The 15447-nt window shown below is 60.7% G+C and carries 12 protein-coding genes; 2 read left to right on the forward strand and 10 right to left on the reverse strand.

Annotation, left to right across the window (positions count from 1 at the left end):
• Positions 1-2 precede the first annotated feature (2 nt).
• The 4 genes from H6A23_RS10725 to H6A23_RS10740 all read right to left on the reverse strand — a co-directional run bounded on the left by H6A23_RS10725 (position 3) and on the right by H6A23_RS10740 (position 4484).
• On the reverse strand, positions 3-566 hold the full coding sequence (locus H6A23_RS10725; RefSeq protein ID WP_204832165.1) for an acyltransferase: 564 nt from the start codon (positions 564-566) through the stop codon (positions 3-5).
• On the reverse strand, positions 566-1642 hold the full coding sequence (locus H6A23_RS10730; RefSeq protein WP_204832166.1) for a Gfo/Idh/MocA family protein: 1077 nt from the start codon (positions 1640-1642) through the stop codon (positions 566-568). The genes H6A23_RS10725 and H6A23_RS10730 overlap by 1 nt, the downstream gene beginning before the upstream one ends.
• Complete coding sequence (locus H6A23_RS10735) at positions 1643-2962, reverse strand: nucleotide sugar dehydrogenase (RefSeq protein WP_204832167.1); 1320 nt, start codon at positions 2960-2962, stop codon at positions 1643-1645.
• Between the two features lie 94 nt (positions 2963-3056).
• On the reverse strand, positions 3057-4484 hold the full coding sequence (locus H6A23_RS10740) for a hypothetical protein (protein ID WP_204832168.1): 1428 nt from the start codon (positions 4482-4484) through the stop codon (positions 3057-3059).
• A gap of 151 nt (positions 4485-4635) precedes the next feature.
• On the opposite strand from H6A23_RS10740, the gene H6A23_RS10745 reads away from it, so the two are divergent.
• Together H6A23_RS10745 and H6A23_RS10750 are read left to right on the forward strand one after the other, a co-directional pair.
• The gene (locus H6A23_RS10745) at positions 4636-5337 is read left to right on the forward strand and encodes a glycosyltransferase family 2 protein (RefSeq protein WP_204832169.1); all 702 of its coding nucleotides are present in this window, start codon (positions 4636-4638) and stop codon (positions 5335-5337) included.
• 16 nt (positions 5338-5353) lie between these two features.
• Positions 5354-5725 carry a DUF2304 domain-containing protein gene (locus tag H6A23_RS10750; RefSeq protein ID WP_204832170.1) on the forward strand — a complete coding sequence of 124 codons (372 nt, stop codon included), beginning with the start codon at positions 5354-5356 and terminating at the stop codon, positions 5723-5725.
• Positions 5726-5794: 69 nt separating this feature from the next.
• Here H6A23_RS10750 and H6A23_RS10755 read toward each other — a convergent pair whose 3' ends face one another.
• The 6 genes from H6A23_RS10755 to H6A23_RS10780 all read right to left on the reverse strand — a co-directional run.
• Positions 5795-9388, reverse strand: a complete 3594-nt coding sequence (locus H6A23_RS10755) for a CotH kinase family protein (protein WP_204832171.1) — start codon at positions 9386-9388, stop codon at positions 5795-5797.
• Positions 9381-10511, reverse strand: a complete 1131-nt coding sequence (gene rffA, locus H6A23_RS10760) for a dTDP-4-amino-4,6-dideoxygalactose transaminase (RefSeq protein WP_204832172.1) — start codon at positions 10509-10511, stop codon at positions 9381-9383. The genes H6A23_RS10755 and rffA overlap by 8 nt, the downstream gene beginning before the upstream one ends.
• Before the next feature lies 1 nt (position 10512).
• Complete coding sequence (locus H6A23_RS10765) at positions 10513-11790, reverse strand: ATP-grasp domain-containing protein (RefSeq protein WP_204832173.1); 1278 nt, start codon at positions 11788-11790, stop codon at positions 10513-10515.
• Between the two features lie 21 nt (positions 11791-11811).
• A complete protein-coding gene (locus H6A23_RS10770; RefSeq protein ID WP_204832174.1) occupies positions 11812-13170 on the reverse strand; it encodes a sodium/glutamate symporter in 1359 nt (452 codons plus the stop codon).
• Between the two features lie 8 nt (positions 13171-13178).
• Positions 13179-14159, reverse strand: coding sequence for an ATP-grasp domain-containing protein (locus tag H6A23_RS10775; RefSeq protein WP_204832175.1), 981 nt, complete (start codon positions 14157-14159; stop codon positions 13179-13181).
• A 113-nt stretch (positions 14160-14272) separates the two neighbouring features.
• Positions 14273-15447, reverse strand: a 1175-nt coding sequence (locus tag H6A23_RS10780; protein ID WP_204832176.1) for a L,D-transpeptidase, incomplete at its 5' end; no start/stop codon positions are given.

A 15447-nucleotide genomic window follows, 5' to 3' on the forward strand; every position in this document is an offset into this window, starting at 1 on the left:
GACTAGCCAATCTCCCTAAGCTCGTCACCGTTCTTCTCGTAGCGTCGCCCGCACGAGGGGCAGGTCAAGTCGTCGGACAGCACGGCTCCGCATTCGCAGGCCCAGCCGACTTGGCGCGCCGGCACGCCAAGCATGAGTGCGTGGGCGGGGACGTCCGCGGTCACGACGGCGCCGGCGCCAATCATTGCCCACTCCCCTATCTCATGCCCGCACACGATTGTGGCATTTGCCCCGATGGAGGCACCGGTGCGCACAAGTGTCCTGAGGTAGTTGGCCGCGCCCTTGGGGTACTTGGCACGCGGGGTGAGATCGTTTGTGAAGACGCAGGACGGCCCACAGAACACCCAGTCGCCAAGCTCCACGCCCTGATAGATGGAAACGTTGTTCTGAATCTTCACGCCATCGCCGATGGTGACATCGTTCGCAACGTTCACGTTCTGTCCAAGGCTGCAGCCCTCACCAACCCGCGCACCAGACTGGATGTGGCAGAAATGCCACACCTTGGTGCCATCGCCGATGGTGGCCCCCTCGTCAATGACCGCCGTAGGGTGCACGAATGCAGCCACTAGAACTCCCCCATCATGTCAAGCGTCGAACAGTCCGTGAGCGGCAGCCTCACAGGCTTGCCCGTCCGCTGGCTCTGGTAGATTGCAAGCACCGCTTCGAGTGCCGCGCGGCCAGCATGGGCGTCCACATAGGGCGTCGTGTGCTTGGCGATGGCGTCGGCCATGTCGGCGAAGAGCGCCGTGTGGCCATTTCCATAGACGTTGGATGTGGCCTCCTTAAGGCCTTGGTTCTCGACGTCCCCTTTCTCCTCACTCGCGAAGTCCCAGACGTCAATGTTGTTCGTCGAGGTGCCGCCAATCTTGACAGTTCCGGTCTCGCCAAAGAGATAGAACGTCTCCTCGAGGTTCTTGGGGTAGACGTTGACCGTGCCCTCGACCGTGGCGACAGCGCCATTTGCAAAGGTGAGCACCGCCACGCCCACGTCCTCTGCCTCAAGGTAGTCGTGGAAGCGCTGGCGCGTCTGGCCGTAGACCTCTACGAGCTCGTCGCCCATCATCCACCGCAGCAGGTCGATGCCGTGAATGCACTGGTTCATGAGGCAGCCGCCGTCCTCAGCCCACGTGCCGCGCCACGGCGCCTGCTCGTAGTAGCTCTTGTTGCGATTCCAACGGACGTGGATAGAGCCGTGGGAGAGCCGGCCGAAGCGCCCCGCTTCGAGAGCCGCACGCGTCTTCTGGACGGCAACGTTGAAGCGGTTCTGGTGGCATGCCGAGACGAGCACGCCGCGCTCCTCGGAGCGGCGGATGATCTCATCCGCGTCTGCCATGGACATGGCCATGGGCTTCTCGATGATGACGTTCACGCCAGCATCGATGCAGTCGAGCGCGATGGCGGCGTGCTTGCCGCTTTCGGTGGCGATGGAGACGAGCTCGAGCTCAGGATGCTCTATGAGGAGCATGTGGTAGTCGGTGTAGCGCGCGATAGAAGCATCGCCCTCAAGTCCGTGCTTGGCAAGGACATCTTCCATCCGATCAGGGACGACGTCGCAGACTGCGACGATGTCGAATTCGTTGCGCACCGCAGCAGCGATATGATTGGTCGAGATGCGACCACAGCCAATAAGAGCGTACTTCATTTATAGCACCTCGATGTTGTCGCGCTTCTCGACAGCCTTCATGGCATTCTTGGTGTCGAAGACAACCTGAGCGTGAGCCTGCACCATGTCGTAGTCGACGTTGGTATGGGCACAAGTGACCATAACGAGATCGGCAGCCTCAAGAGCCTCAGGCGTCAGCTCGGGGATGGAAGCGCGCTCAACGCCCTTGAAGCGATAGCTGGACACCCACGGATCAAAGTAGGTGACGTTGGCGCCGCGCTTCTCAAGGCACTCAATCACGCGAAGAGCTGGACTCTCGCGGTAGTCATCGATGTCCTGCTTGTAGGCCACCCCCAGGACGAGCACGTTAGCGCCACAGATGGCCTTCTGCGAGCGGTCGGAGAGCAGGCGCTCGGCGCGCTCCACGCAGTACTCGGGCATGCGGTCGTTCACCATCATGGACGCCTCGATCATCGAGGTGTGGAAGCCGTACTCACGCGCCTTCCAGGAGAGATAGTAAGGATCGAGTGGGATGCAGTGACCACCGAGGCCAGGACCAGGATAGAACGCCGTGAAGCCGTAAGGCTTGGTCTTGGCAGCCTCGATGACCTCCCAAATGTCGATACCCATGCGGTCACAGAGCTGGGCGAGCTCGTTAACCAGGCCGATGTTCACGTTGCGGTAGGTGTTCTCGAGAATCTTCTCCATCTCGGCGACGGCCGGACTGGAGACGCGAGTCACGCCACCCTCAAGCACGGACTCGTAGACGCTGGCGATGAGGTCGAGCGCCTCCGCGCCGATAGCCCCCACCACCTTGGGCGTATTCTTGGTTTTATAGATGAGGTTGCCCGGATCGACGCGCTCGGGCGAAAAGCCCAGGTAGAACTCAGTTCCGCAGGTGAGGCCGGAGCCCTTTTCCAGGATTGGTCGAATGAGGTCCTCGGTGGTGCCGGGGTAGGTAGTAGACTCAAGGACCACCATCACACCCTTCTTAAGGTAAGGGGCAATTTCGCGAGCCGAGCTCTCCATGTACGACGTATCCGGCTGCTGGTGAATATCCAGCGGCGTAGGAACGCAGATGGCAACAAAGTCACACTCGGAGACGCGGGAGAAGTCAGTCGTAGCCTCGAGGCGGCCCTCGGTGACGAGCTCCGCCAAGTCCTCCTGCACAACATCGCCGATGTAGTTCTCGCCGGCGTTGACCTTGTCGACCTTCGCCTGCTGAACGTCAAAGCCAATGGTCCTGAAGCCCGCCTTGGCTTTCTCGACCGCTAGCGGCAGACCAACGTAACCAAGGCCAACCGTCCCGCACACCAGCGCGCGGCTCTCGATTGCCTGCCTAATCTCAGTGGTATTCATATGACAGCTCCCCTGCCCGCATGCCTGAAAACACCTATTCGGTCATTTTACGGTACGAATAGGCTTGCCAAAACGTTTCCATGAACAATCCCCGTCACGAAGAAAGGGGCGATTCGTTGGGGCTGCGACAACTCCCCATCGAAGAAACAAGGCGCTCTGCAAGCTCGGGATACGAATAGCGCCTAACCCGCTCAGCCGCCCTGGAATCACGGTACGTCAGACCCTTCTCGGACCATTGGAGGTAGAGCCCGCCAACAAACGATACAAGGTCATCGTAGGTTTCCTTGTCCGCCTCTTCATAGCACATGCCTGCCCCGCAGTCCTCGATGAGGCAGCGAAGGTCAGAGCCAGGGATGTCTCCGGCGCACAGGCCGATTATCGGAACGTCCCTGCTCAGGTACTCGAACACTTTCCCGGTAAGAACGCCGGTCTGTTTTGAATTGTTCCAACTGGCAACAACGAGCGCCGATGCCCGATCCTGCAGCGCCAGGGCCTCGTCACGCGGAAGCAGGCCATGGTCGAAGGTGGGTACGTCGGGATACTCCCGCGCAAAGCGCTGGAAGAGATGGGATGTGGTCCCCGCATACTCCACTCGAACACGGGAAAGGTCAAGCCACCCTCTCCTAGAGGCCTCTTCTATTGCCATAAACAGGGGGGACAGATCCATCCTGCAAGTATCATCAGAGTACAAGGTGCCGGTATAGACGAAAAGGAAGCAATCCGAACGCTGTCGCCCGGACACGGACACCTCGTCAGGGTCAAAGCCGTTAACGAGGACGGCCGACGGGCACGTCCCATCAAGATACAGGTTCTCGAGTGTCCCCTGGCTCACGGCGGTAATCAGATCTGCACGGCTGGTAACTTCCTGAGCAAGTCGGCGATTGGACGGGGTGTCGGTTCGCACCGAGTTGACAATGGGGTCCCTGAAGTCGGCGACCCAAAGCACGTTGCAATGAGCGCCCTTTATGCCTGCGGCAAGCAGGTGCGGCCAGAGAGGGCCGTACGTGGAAATCATGACGTCAAAGGAATCCCATTCGACCCTCGCACGAGCTCCGGCACGGACGAGCGCTCTGCCGCACCACCCGTCGACGAGCTCGTATATCCTCTCAGGGAGGCTGCTGGTAAGCGCGGCGTCGAGCTTCTGGTTTTTCTCGCCAGACAGGGCGCCGGATTGAGCGGGCGTGTCTGGAGCATGGCGTTGAGCGCCTCCGGCGGAGCGAGACTTCAAGGCATCGAGAGCGTTGCGACCGAGGTTGAAAACGGCGTTGGAAAAGGCCTGGCCAACCGAATGGGGAATCTCAACTGTGGTAAACCACCGCATGTCCTTTTCAAGCGCCGGGTCCTTTGCATAGGGCTTGCTCTGAAACACCCCCCGCTTGTAGCTCTTGGAATTGGTAAGCACGGTTACCTCGCAGCCGTTCTCCTTTGCGAGGTACTTGGCGAACTTGGTCCATCGGATAGAGGCGACTGCCTGGACGGGAGCGATGTACTCGCTGATAATAAGTACCTTCTTGTTTTTCATGCCGTCCCAAACCACGCACGCTTGTCATCATCCGGCACATAATACTACGCTACATTAATTCGTACGTATGTAAGTCAAAGCAGATGGCCGGGGCTTGGAGATGACCTGATAGTATGGATATACTTGTCCGTCATACAACGAAGGGTTACCCTTGCGCGCTCTCGTTATAATACCCGCATACAATGAGGAAGAGTCCATCGTTTCCGTCGTCCAGAGCGTCAAAGCCGCGGGTTTTGACTACCTTGTCATTAATGATGGGTCGCGCGACCGTACGCTCGCGCTCTGCCACGAGCACGGCATCAACGTTTTGGATCTCCCGCGCAACCTGGGCATTGGCGGTGCCGTTCAGGCGGGTCATCTATACGCACGACAGCACGGCTATGACGTAGACGTCCAATTTGATGGGGACGGGCAGCACGACGCCCGCTATGTCGGCGCCCTGGTTGAGAGGGTGTCCAAAGGCGCGGACCTCGTTATCGGATCGCGCTATCTCGAGAAGACCGAGGGGTTTCAGTCCACCGCCCTCAGACGCGTTGGAATCAAATGGCTCTCTTGGTGGATAGGGCTGTTCTGCAGAAAAGTCGTTACCGATCCGACGTCCGGCTTCAGGGCCTGCGGCAGGCGCGCAATCGACCTTTTTTGCGAGAACTACCCGGTCGACTACCCCGAGCCCGAGTCCATCGTGACCGCGATGAAGCGTGGGCTTGCGATAGACGAGGTTCCAGTTGTCATGCACGAGCGACAGGGAGGCACCTCATCGATCTCCGCGCTCTCGAGCGTCTATTACATGGTTAAGGTGACGCTTGCCATCGTCATCTCGGCCCTTACCAGCACACCACGCCACAAAGGATAGAGGTGGCTTCATGAACATGCTCTACAACATTATCTTTCCGCTGCTCTGCCTTGCCTTCATGGCGTATGTGCTCAGACTCGTCTCGAAGGGGCGTCTCACCCTCAAGTACTCCCTGCTCTGGCTTGTCCTCTCCGTCGCCATGCTTCTCATCTGTCTTTTCAGCAAGCAAGTAGGCGACTTCACCTACCTTCTGGGCTTCAAGGTCTTCTCCAACTTCGTCTTTGTTGCCGGGCTGTGCTTTCTCCTCATCATCACGCTTGCCCTCAGCTCCATCGTGAGCAAGCAGGCCAGCGCGATTAAGACACTCACCCAGCGTCTTGCCCTCGCCGAAAAGCAGATTGAGGAGCTGCGTGAGTCATCCTCCGCCTCGGATACCCCGTCGATATGAGAGCTGCCCTGAACGCGATAGGGCGTTCAGGGCAGCTCGAGGCGCATCTCCAGCCCAATGACAGGGCCCTTATGCAGACCATCCGTTGGCAGAAAGCCAGTCAAGTCGAGCGATGAGCCAGTTTCTGAAGTACTCGACGTTCTCTCGATACGTCGGATACGGGTCATTGCAGTTGTGGAATGACGTCAGACCCCAAAGCACCTCATTCATCGCCTGGGAAGCGCCCACCTCGTTTACCAGCGAGTCCAAGCCTCCCGACGGCCGTACCAGATCCTCGATCAACGGAGTAAGGATGCTGACAAACTCCCTCTTGGTCAGCTCCTGCACCTGAGAAGAAGCGGTAAACCAATTCCCAATGACAAACCACTTAGGATTGGGGAATTCCGGGTTCTCGTTTCTGATGCCGAAAGAGGCATCGAAATCCCAGACGGGGCCACCGTAGAAGATCTGCTTCACGCCATTCTCAGCGTCAGCAGAACCAGGCAGGTAGTAGTAGGCAGAGGAGGTCGTAAAGTCAACGTTCTTGGCGAACTCATTCATCAAGTACAGCTTGGAGAGGGACTCCACGTCAGCATACTCATCAAGTGACTTCCCCGTGCTGGGGTTGACGCCCCCGTTTCCGGCAGCATCAATTGCCTCCTGCATCAGCTCGCTGATATAGAGCATCTGAGCATAGGAGAGATTCCCGGGCTCCTTGACCACGAAGGCACCCACCGACGTCATGAACCAGCATCGCTCTGACTTGTAATACGCCGTGTCGAACTCGGTGAGGTATCCCCCGGAGATATCTGCGGGATTCTTGACCCCGACCACATATTGGAACGTCTGGCCGTACTTGTTTATCGCCTGAGCAGTCGGAAGCTCGTCAAGATCGACGTCGGGATTTGCCTCCTCGATATCGTCCTCGAGCTTGTGGATGTCGACCCTGCCCCCGTTAATCTCAACCTTCTCGCTCAGCAGATAGCTCCCCCGGTATTCGCCGTCATAATAGAGGTCGATGGGCGCACACTCAGGCGTGAAATCGAGACCGAGCTTTTGGGCAAGCTGATACGCGACAGTGCTGTGAAGCAGGGTGGCGTCATTCGCGTTGGCAAGGAGCACCCAGGTCTTTGCCTCGTTATCCTCATCTCCCGTCTCAAGCAGGTCGGTCTTCTTATCGAGCTTGATCTGGTAGGGCTTCTTGTTGCTCGCGCTCCAGGTCGTGTTTCCCCTTCCCTTGATCTGACTCAGCTCCCCGTTATAGACAACCGAGCCGTCGGGATTAACGAGGAGCATGTGCCCCTTTGCCTTTGCCGAGTGATCGGGGCTGCCATCGACAAACGGGCGTCCCTCGTTGGCGGGGTCCTCGCTGACCAGATACATGGCGCGCACGTTGGCGGACATCATGATTGCGAGCGTCCTCGTACGAGCTCCGGAGGACGTTTTGAACGAAATGGTCCTGACCCCATCACGCAACGCGAGGCTCGTCAAATCAAAGGAGGATCCGCTCTCTATTCTCTTGAAGTCGCCGCCGTTTATCGAGAAGAGCAGGCTGGAAGAGCCCGCAAAGTCCTCGAATGAAAGCACGACGTCACCCAAGTTGGCATGCGCAGGCAGGAAGAGATACGGGGTGTCGCCAACAAAGGTCGCAACAACTCGCGCCTTCTCGTCCTCCCCCACCGACGCGGCGAAGGTGGGAACGAGCATGCCGTCATTGTCAGCATGCCACGTGGTCGCACCCTCCACGCGCGTCCCGCGAAGCACGTAGCCAACGCGCCCAAGGCCCAGATAGCTCTCGGACCCCACGGAGAATAGCCCCGCACGGCATGCGTGGGTCTTCTCGTCGATGTAATAGCGCTGCAGCTCGCCGCCATCGTACGCCCCGGTGATGAGCCACCCCGGATTCTCGAGGCGGCCATCGTTGTCCGCAAGATAGACGAGACCGGTCTCCGGGTCCTCCCAGCGCCCGCGAACGACATAGCCCCTCTGGGTGCCGAACGCCCACCATCCGCACTCATCCTCACTGATGAGCCCGGTGACGACCTTAGACCCAGAGAACCAGTAGCGCTGGAGACCGTCGCCAAAGGAATCCGTGACGAGCCAGCCCTCCGTCTTGATGATTCCCTCGTTGTCCGCAAACACGCGGTCGGCGCCAAAGACCCTGCCTCCGCGCAGGACATAGCCTTGGTCGGGCATCCCGTAGAACTGAAGGCCATCAATCGTGAAGAAGCCGGTCTTTGCGCGAAGCGAACCGTCCTCCTGCCGCTCAAGCCAATACCTCTGGAGGTTGCCCCCATCATAGGCTCCGGTCACAACCCACCCTGCGGTCTGCTCGAGCAAGCCATCGTTATTGGCGAGAAGGACGGTATCGCCCTCTGCCAGCTTGCCTCGCAGCACGTAGCCGTAACGCGTGACGTAATGATCCCAGCCATCTCCTGAATAGCCAGGCTGACAGGCATGGGAGGCGGCGTTGACGTAGTAGCGCTGGAGGCCATCGCCATACTCATCGGTAACGACCCAGCCGGGAGATTCGAGCACGCCGTCGTTGTTCGCAAGATACACATACCCCGTATTGGGGTCCGTGTACTTGCCCCTCACCACATAGCCCTCTGGGCGGGCATACGCCCACCATCCATCCGATGCCTTGATGAGCTCGGACGTCACGACCTTGCCAGACTCAATCCAATACCGCTGCAGCCCCTGCCCAAAGCCATCGGTGACGAGCCAGCCAGACTGCTGGACGTTTCCGTCGTTGTCTGCCCACACCATGCCGTCGGCCGTCACCGTACCGCTTCTCAGCGTGGTGCCGTCCTCCTTGGTGTAGTGCGTCCCGTCATCGGACCATCCCACCACTGCCCCGTGGAGATCCGGATCTATGTAGTAGCGCTCTAGGGCTCCCCCGGTGAACTCACCCGTGACGTTCCATCCAGGCGAAAGGAGCTTCCCGTCGTTGTCTGCGAAGTAGATGACGTCCCCTGCAACATAGCGGCCGCGCACCACATAGCCCTCGGGACGCGCATAGGCCCAATATCCATCCAGCGTGTCAATGAGGAGATTTCTTACGAGAGTGCCGTCCGCGCCGAGCCAATAGCGCTGAAGGCCCTGCCCGGCCGCCTCGGGAAAGGCGTCGCTGACAACCCAGCCGTTGGAGACCTTCTTTCCGTCCTGATAATAGGACCATCCGCCGTCTTCCTGAGCCCAGCCGTCAGAGAGGGCCGCCTCCGCTTCAGCCTCCACGGGGGCAATGACCCCCTCATCGCCGAGCCCGGAAACTTCTTCGAGGCTATCATCGGGAGCGACCGAGGACTCGTCATCCGCCATCCCGCCCGGGGCGTCCTCCAAGGGCGATTCCACCTCACTGGGCGACGAGGCATCGGACGATGTCAGATCGCCCGATGCCTCATCCTCCCCAAGCACATAAGTCGGGTCGTCCTCGGCAATCGGCACATCGCTGGACTCATCATCAGTCATCTCGGCCGCATCCGAGTCGGTCGCAACGGCATCATCAGAGTCGTGGGTCACACCTTGGTCGGCAAGAGCTTCCATGCCGCCGGGCATCTCGGCATTAGCCAACGTCTCTGCATACATATCTTCCGCGTGTGCGACGCCCGGAACAAGCAGAGCGAGGCCAAGCGAGGCCAGGCAGGCAGCTCGGGCAATACGGGGGGAATTCATGCTATCCATAGAATGACCTCACAGCCTTGATGACGGCGTCTCTGTCCCCTTCTCTCAACCCGTAGTACATAGGCAACCGCACCAAGCGGTCGCTCTCCCTCGTGGTGTAGACGTCCTCCCCGTGGAACCTGCCGAACTTGAGGCCGGCCGGGGAGCTGTGCAGCGGCACGTAGTGGAAGACCGCCATGACGCCATGCTGCTTGAGGTACTCGATGAAGGCCGTGCGCTCCTCGAGGTCCCTCACCTTGAGGTAGAACATGTGGGCGTTGTGCACGCATCCCTCGGGCACCACGGGAAGCTCGACCCTCCCCGCCTCAGCGAGCGGCGTAAAGGCCTCGTAATAGGCGTGCCATGTGGCAAGGCGGTCGTCGTTGATCTCGTCCGCCCTCTCGAGCTGAGCCCAGAGATAGGCGGCGTTGAGGTCGCTCTGGAGGTAGGAGCTGCCGCGGTCGACCCACGTGTACTTGTCCACCTGGCCGAGCTTGAAGAGGGACCGGTTGGTTCCCTTCTCACGGATGATCTCCGCGCGCTCGATGTAGGCGGGGTCGTTGATGACGAGGGCGCCGCCCTCCCCCATCGAGTAGTTCTTGGTCTCGTGGAAGGAGTAGCAGCCGAAGGCGCCGATGGTCCCCAGGGCACGCCCCTTGTACGTGCTCATGACACCCTGGGCGGCGTCCTCGACCACGATGAGCCCATGCCTGCGGGCGATGCGGACGATCTCGTCCATCTCGCAGGCGACGCCGGCATAGTGCACAGGCACGATGACGCGGGTGCGCTCCGTGATGGCATCCTCGATCTTGGTCTCATCAATGTTCATGGTATCCGGTCGGATGTCCACGAAGACGAGCGTGGCACCCATCGCCTGAAAGGCCGTAGCCGTGGAGGAGAAGGTGAAGCTCGGGAGAATCACCTCGTCGCCGGGCTTGAGGTCGCAGAGCACGGCGGCCATCTCAAGCGCCGCGGTGCCGCTCGTGGTGAGCAGGACCTTCTCCGCCCCGAAACGCTCCTCCATCCAGGCGTGGCACTTGCGGGAGAAGGGGCCGTCACCGCAGATCTTGTGGTTCTTCTCGGCGGCCTCGCGAACGTAGTCCATCTCGGTGCCCACGTAGGGCGGGACGTTGAAGTCAATCATGTCATCTCTCCTCTTCGGAGGCGATCTCATATGCCATGCGCTCATTATGAAGCAGGAGGGAGGCGCCGTCCCCGTCACGCACGGAGAACGTGGCGTTGATCTTGTCGGTCAGCTCGTCGAGCTCCCGGCGTGACTCGGCAGCAAGATAGGTCCGCATCACGTAGGGCTGGGCACCGTGTCGGATGTCCTCCCCAACCGAATAGTACACAAGCGTATCGACTACACGATGGTCCATCTCCGGAGATGGAACGCCCTCGATAGAGGCAATCCTTCCTTCCCTCCCGTGGAAGAAGAGGCCGCACGCCACCCTATCAAGATGCGGATCGTGCCCCGCCAGCCTCTCCCTCAGACGCTCGGGCTCGTAGACGGTGTCGATGAGGAGGTCCTCGACGGTAAGCCTGCCATAGGTGGCATACTCGAGCATCTCGTGCTCGGTCCCAAAGACGCGGCCGGCGCACTCGCACACCTGGATGTCCCGCCCGGGCTTCCAGAAGAACTGCATGCAGAGCGGGCCGTTCTCAAGGCCGACGTAGCGCGCGACGCGGCCAGCTATGTCACGGGCGACGTCGATGACAGCATCTATGAGGAGGCTGGGGTAGACGATCCTGCTCACGTGGGGGATGGCAAACGGGACGTCATGGGTCTTCTCTCGATCCGCGATCTCGAGCACGACAGGCTCGCCATCGACGACCCAGCTCATCATGTTGAGCTCATAGCCGTCGTTGTACTCCTCCACGATGATGCTGTCGGCGTCGGAGTAGCCCGCCACCTCATCGAACCGCTCGATGACCTGATCTGGGGTGTCCAGCAGACAGACGCCGCGGGAACCCCAGCCGTTGAGAGGCTTGGTCACCACGGGGAAGGAGAGCGTCGACAAATCCTCGCGGATGCTCTGACGCCGCACGACGGCCGTCCTCGGGTAGGGCACTCCCAGCTCGTCGAACATGGCCTTCATGCGCGTCTTATCTCGCAGGATGGTGAGGCGTGCCGAGGGAAGATAGAACGGCAGTCCCGCCCTCTCTGCGATGGCAGACGCCTGCTCGGCGAGGTTGTCGGAGAACGCCGTGATGATGCCGTCGGCGCCCGTCCTGCGGCAGGCCTCGGCGACGGCGTCATGGTCGTAGACGCTCACGTCGCAGCGCTCGTCTGCGAGCGCCTTGGCGGGGCCGTCAGGATAGCCGTCGCAGGCGACGGTGGCAATCCCCCGCTCGCGAGCGCGCTCGACCAGCGGGGAGAACTCGGACGTCGAGCCGAGGATGAGCAGCTTGTGTTGGGACAACGTCCTACCTCCCGGTCTTCCCTACTCCTCGGCGGGAACGCCCTCTGCCGCGTTGAACTTTCTCACGCCGAACATCTTCCAGCTTAGCAGCAGGAACACAATGGCGAGCAGCGTGATGACGATTCCGGCCGGCAACCCCCACCCGGCGAGCAGGAGGGTCGGCGTGAGCGCCACGAGCAGCGCGTCCACGATGGTGAAGAACAGCCAGACCAGGCCAAAGTCACCGAGCGCCCCGGTCCTGAACTCGGGGTCGGAGACGCGGAGCAGCAGGACGCCCGTGGCGAGGACGCCCGTGCACTGGCCGAAGATGAAGAGGCCTCGCTCGTACCAGCAGTTCCTGAGAAAGTGGCCCGCGATGACGAAGTGGAAGAAGAACACGCAGGCAAAGCCGAGCACGGCGAGCACGGCGATGGGGACCGCGTACTTCATGACGACGTTGATGCTGATGGAGGCGACGCCGAAGGCCACGAGGTAGTCCGTAGTGCAGCTGCAGATGTGCGTGATGGGGCGCTTGTCCACGTAGACGTCCAGCTTGAGCGCGCGCAGCACGGCCTGAAGCATGATGCCGCAGATGATGGCGATCCCGTACGTGGGGAAGGCGATCTGCGGGAGCACGATAGAGAGCCCATGGTTGATGAGGTAGGCAAGGCCCGTCGTCGCGAGGACGAGCGCGCCGTGCCACGTGAGCGAGTCCATGGAGATGGAGTTGACCGTGTCGTCTCCGAGCGACTCGCGCTTCTCAGGCGGGTTGAGGCCGACGCGCATCTCCTCGGGGAGCTCCTCGACCTTCTTGAGGACGCGCGTGTAGCCCTTCCTCGTGCCGAGGTTGACGAGGGCGACGCCAAAGACGATGCCGCCGAGCAGGCCGATGGTCGCAAACGCCTGGCCGATGCTCGTCGCCTCGTCCCAGCCGTGCTCGGCAAAGACGCCGCCCATGGCCGCTGCGGTGCCGTGACCGCCCGCGAAGCCCGCCGGCAGCATGAGGCCGAAGGACTCGTTGATGCCCGGGAAGATGAGCGGGAGCACGAGCACTCCGATGAGGATGAAGATGCCGAACTGCGCGATCTCCGCGGCGCCGTTCACGAAGAACGAGTCGCCCGCCTTCTTGACCATGGACCCAAAGGAGACCTTGCGACGCTCCCCGAGGAACATCGTGCCAAAGACCACGGAGATGAGCACGCCCGCATAGTCCGATATGGCAGAGGAGAACGGCAGGACGTTCAGGAACTGGTGGCCGAGGAAGAGGCCGAGGAATCCGGCGATGAGCGGCGCGGGGATGTAGAGGTTCTGGAAGAGCCTCACCCTCGTGCGGACGACATGCGACACGAGAAGCAGGCCGGACATGATGCAGAAGTCGAGCAGGAAGTCTGTGACGGTCACGGCAGTCCCTAGTCCTCGAAGATCTTGGTGATGTACTCCTCGTACTTGCGGGCGATGATCATCTGGTGGCGGTAGGTGTAGTCCTCGATGTCACGGCCCTGGAAGCAGCGGAGGTGGTTGTCGATGAGCTCGTAGCCGCTCATGACGGTGAACTCGGCGCCCGCCGAGAAGCGCGGATTGCACTCGACGAAGTGGTACGTGCCCTCGGCGTCGAGAATCCACTCGAAGTTCACGCTGCCGCGGATGTCAAGCGCCTCGGCGAGCTCGCGGCTGCGCGCCTCGAGATCCTCGTCGTGATACATTCGCACGGTGATGGCGCAGAAGTTGCTCGTCTCGAGAAGCTCCTCGCGCACCACGACGACGGTCTTGCCGCTCTCGGGGTTGCGCACGATCTCAGACATGACGATGGGGCCTTCGACGAAGGGCTGGACGATGTAGCGCTCCGGCTCCTCGATGGCGGCCATGGCGGCCGCCCAGTCATACTCGTTGTAGATGCGATAGAGGCCGATGCTGCTGCGCCCGTCGTACGGCTTCACGATGACGGGGTAGCCGAACGGCGTGCCGCCCTGGCACTCGGTCAGGCTGAGCGTGGTGATGGTCTTGATCTGGGGGCAGCGCTCGTTGATGAACTCCGCGAGCGTCTTCTTGTTGCGGATGGTGTCGAGCGCGCTCTTGGGCGACATGCAGAAGGTGGCGCCCGTCTTGGCGAGGCGGTCGCGGTTGGCGTTGAAGACGTCAATGTCGAGGTCCGTCATGGGAAAGACGAAGTCGACGTGTTCGCGCGCGCAGACGTCCTCGATGAAGGTGAGGTAGTTCTCGACATCCATCGTATAGGGGGCCTGATAGAAGGCGCCGACCTCAAGGGCGTCGGGGACGTACTCCCTTGGATAGATGTCGGTCCCCACCACGCGGTGATTGAGGCGCTTGAGGGTCTTTATGGTGATGTCGCCCGCGACGGAGCCGAGCGAGGTGACGAGAACGGTAGACATGCGCTGAAAGACCTCCTGAATAGTTTTCTGCTGACCCAGATAGTTTAATACAGGCTGAAACGCGGCGTCCGAGAGTCGCTCGGACGCCGCGCGAAGGTCTGGATGAAGCTAGGCTAGACGGTCACGACCTTGGTGCCATAACCGGCGTTGTAGTAAATCCACTTGGCGTTTTCCTCGAGTAGGCGAATGCACCCATGGGAGATCTTCTTGCCAATCTGGTTGGGGTCGCTGTACCCGCCATCCCAGCCAATGGTGGAGTGGAAGCCAAGATCAAGGCAGAAGTTGGTGTACCACTTGATGTCATCCTTGGCAAAGTAGGTCGTCTGCCACGTATAAGGATCGCCCCACTCGGAGAAGTCCGGGTCATCCGTCCAGTTGCAATAGGAGTTGTCGCCGCCAATGGTCCACTCGCCGCGAATGGTCCCCTGGCCGTTGTTGTACTGGGGAAGGCCAACGCCGCAGAGCCAGTCGAAGATGGGGGTCCAGTTGCCCGCACTCCCCTGGAAGACAACCGTGTGGCAGTTCTCACAGTCGACGGCAATCAGATACTGCGTGGCGCTCGAGACGTTCTTGATGCGGTTCCAAAGATTGATGGCAACCTGCGAGAGCGGTATGGTCGTCAGAACGCCGTCGCTGTCCCCGTAATACGCCTTGCCAGAGGGAGCGATATAGAGGCCGATGACAACATAGCCCTCATCCTCACGGCCATAGTAATCATTGCCACCGAGAGTAAAGAAGCCGATTCGCGCGCCCATAAGGCCGTCGCCAGGAGCGGTGTCAATCCGATAGCGCTGCAGCACGCCATCGTAGATGTCGGTAACGAGCCAGCCTTCGGTCCAGGCCAGCACGCCGTCGTTGTCTGCGAGCAGCATTCCGTTTCCGTAGCGAAGCTTGCCACGCAGAATCTGGCCCGTATCAGGAGAGCCGTAGTAGTGGCGCCCTCCGTACTCGATGTGCCCAGACTTGGTGTAGAGGTGGCCATCGGATGCCCTCACGAGGTAATACCTCTCAAGGGAGCCCTCAAAGGCGTCGGTGACGACCATTCCTGCCGTGTACTTGCCCTCGGCAAGGCACCCATCGTCATCAGCAAGCAGGAAGCCGTTGGAAGTCTTCATCTTCCCGCGCAGGACGTAGCCGTTCGAGGTGGTGTAGTGCGCCCAGCCGTCGTTGGAGAAGCCCACGACCGCCGCGTGCTTCCCGGCGTTGATCCAGTAGCGCTGCAGGCCCTGGCCGAAGTCGTCGGAGACGACCCAGCCGCCCGCGGCGCCGCCGGCGAGGTTGCCGTCAT

It is taken from the genome of Olsenella uli (assembly GCF_016900775.1).
Classification (GTDB): domain Bacteria; phylum Actinomycetota; class Coriobacteriia; order Coriobacteriales; family Atopobiaceae; genus Thermophilibacter; species Thermophilibacter uli_A.

Bases quoted from the DNA above. Each gene is read 5' to 3' on its own strand.
- H6A23_RS10775 (WP_204832175.1), bottom strand. From the start codon at position 14,159: ATGTCTACCGTTCTCGTCACCTCGCTCGGCTCCGTCGCGGGCGACATC.
- H6A23_RS10735 (WP_204832167.1), bottom strand. From the start codon at position 2,962: ATGAATACCACTGAGATTAGGCAGGCAATCGAGAGCCGCGCGCTGGTG.
- H6A23_RS10730 (WP_204832166.1), bottom strand. From the start codon at position 1,642: ATGAAGTACGCTCTTATTGGCTGTGGTCGCATCTCGACCAATCATATC.
- H6A23_RS10755 (WP_204832171.1), bottom strand. From the start codon at position 9,388: ATGGATAGCATGAATTCCCCCCGTATTGCCCGAGCTGCCTGCCTGGCC.
- rffA (WP_204832172.1), bottom strand. From the start codon at position 10,511: ATGATTGACTTCAACGTCCCGCCCTACGTGGGCACCGAGATGGACTAC.
- H6A23_RS10750 (WP_204832170.1), top strand. From the start codon at position 5,354: ATGCTCTACAACATTATCTTTCCGCTGCTCTGCCTTGCCTTCATGGCG.
- H6A23_RS10740 (WP_204832168.1), bottom strand. From the start codon at position 4,484: ATGAAAAACAAGAAGGTACTTATTATCAGCGAGTACATCGCTCCCGTC.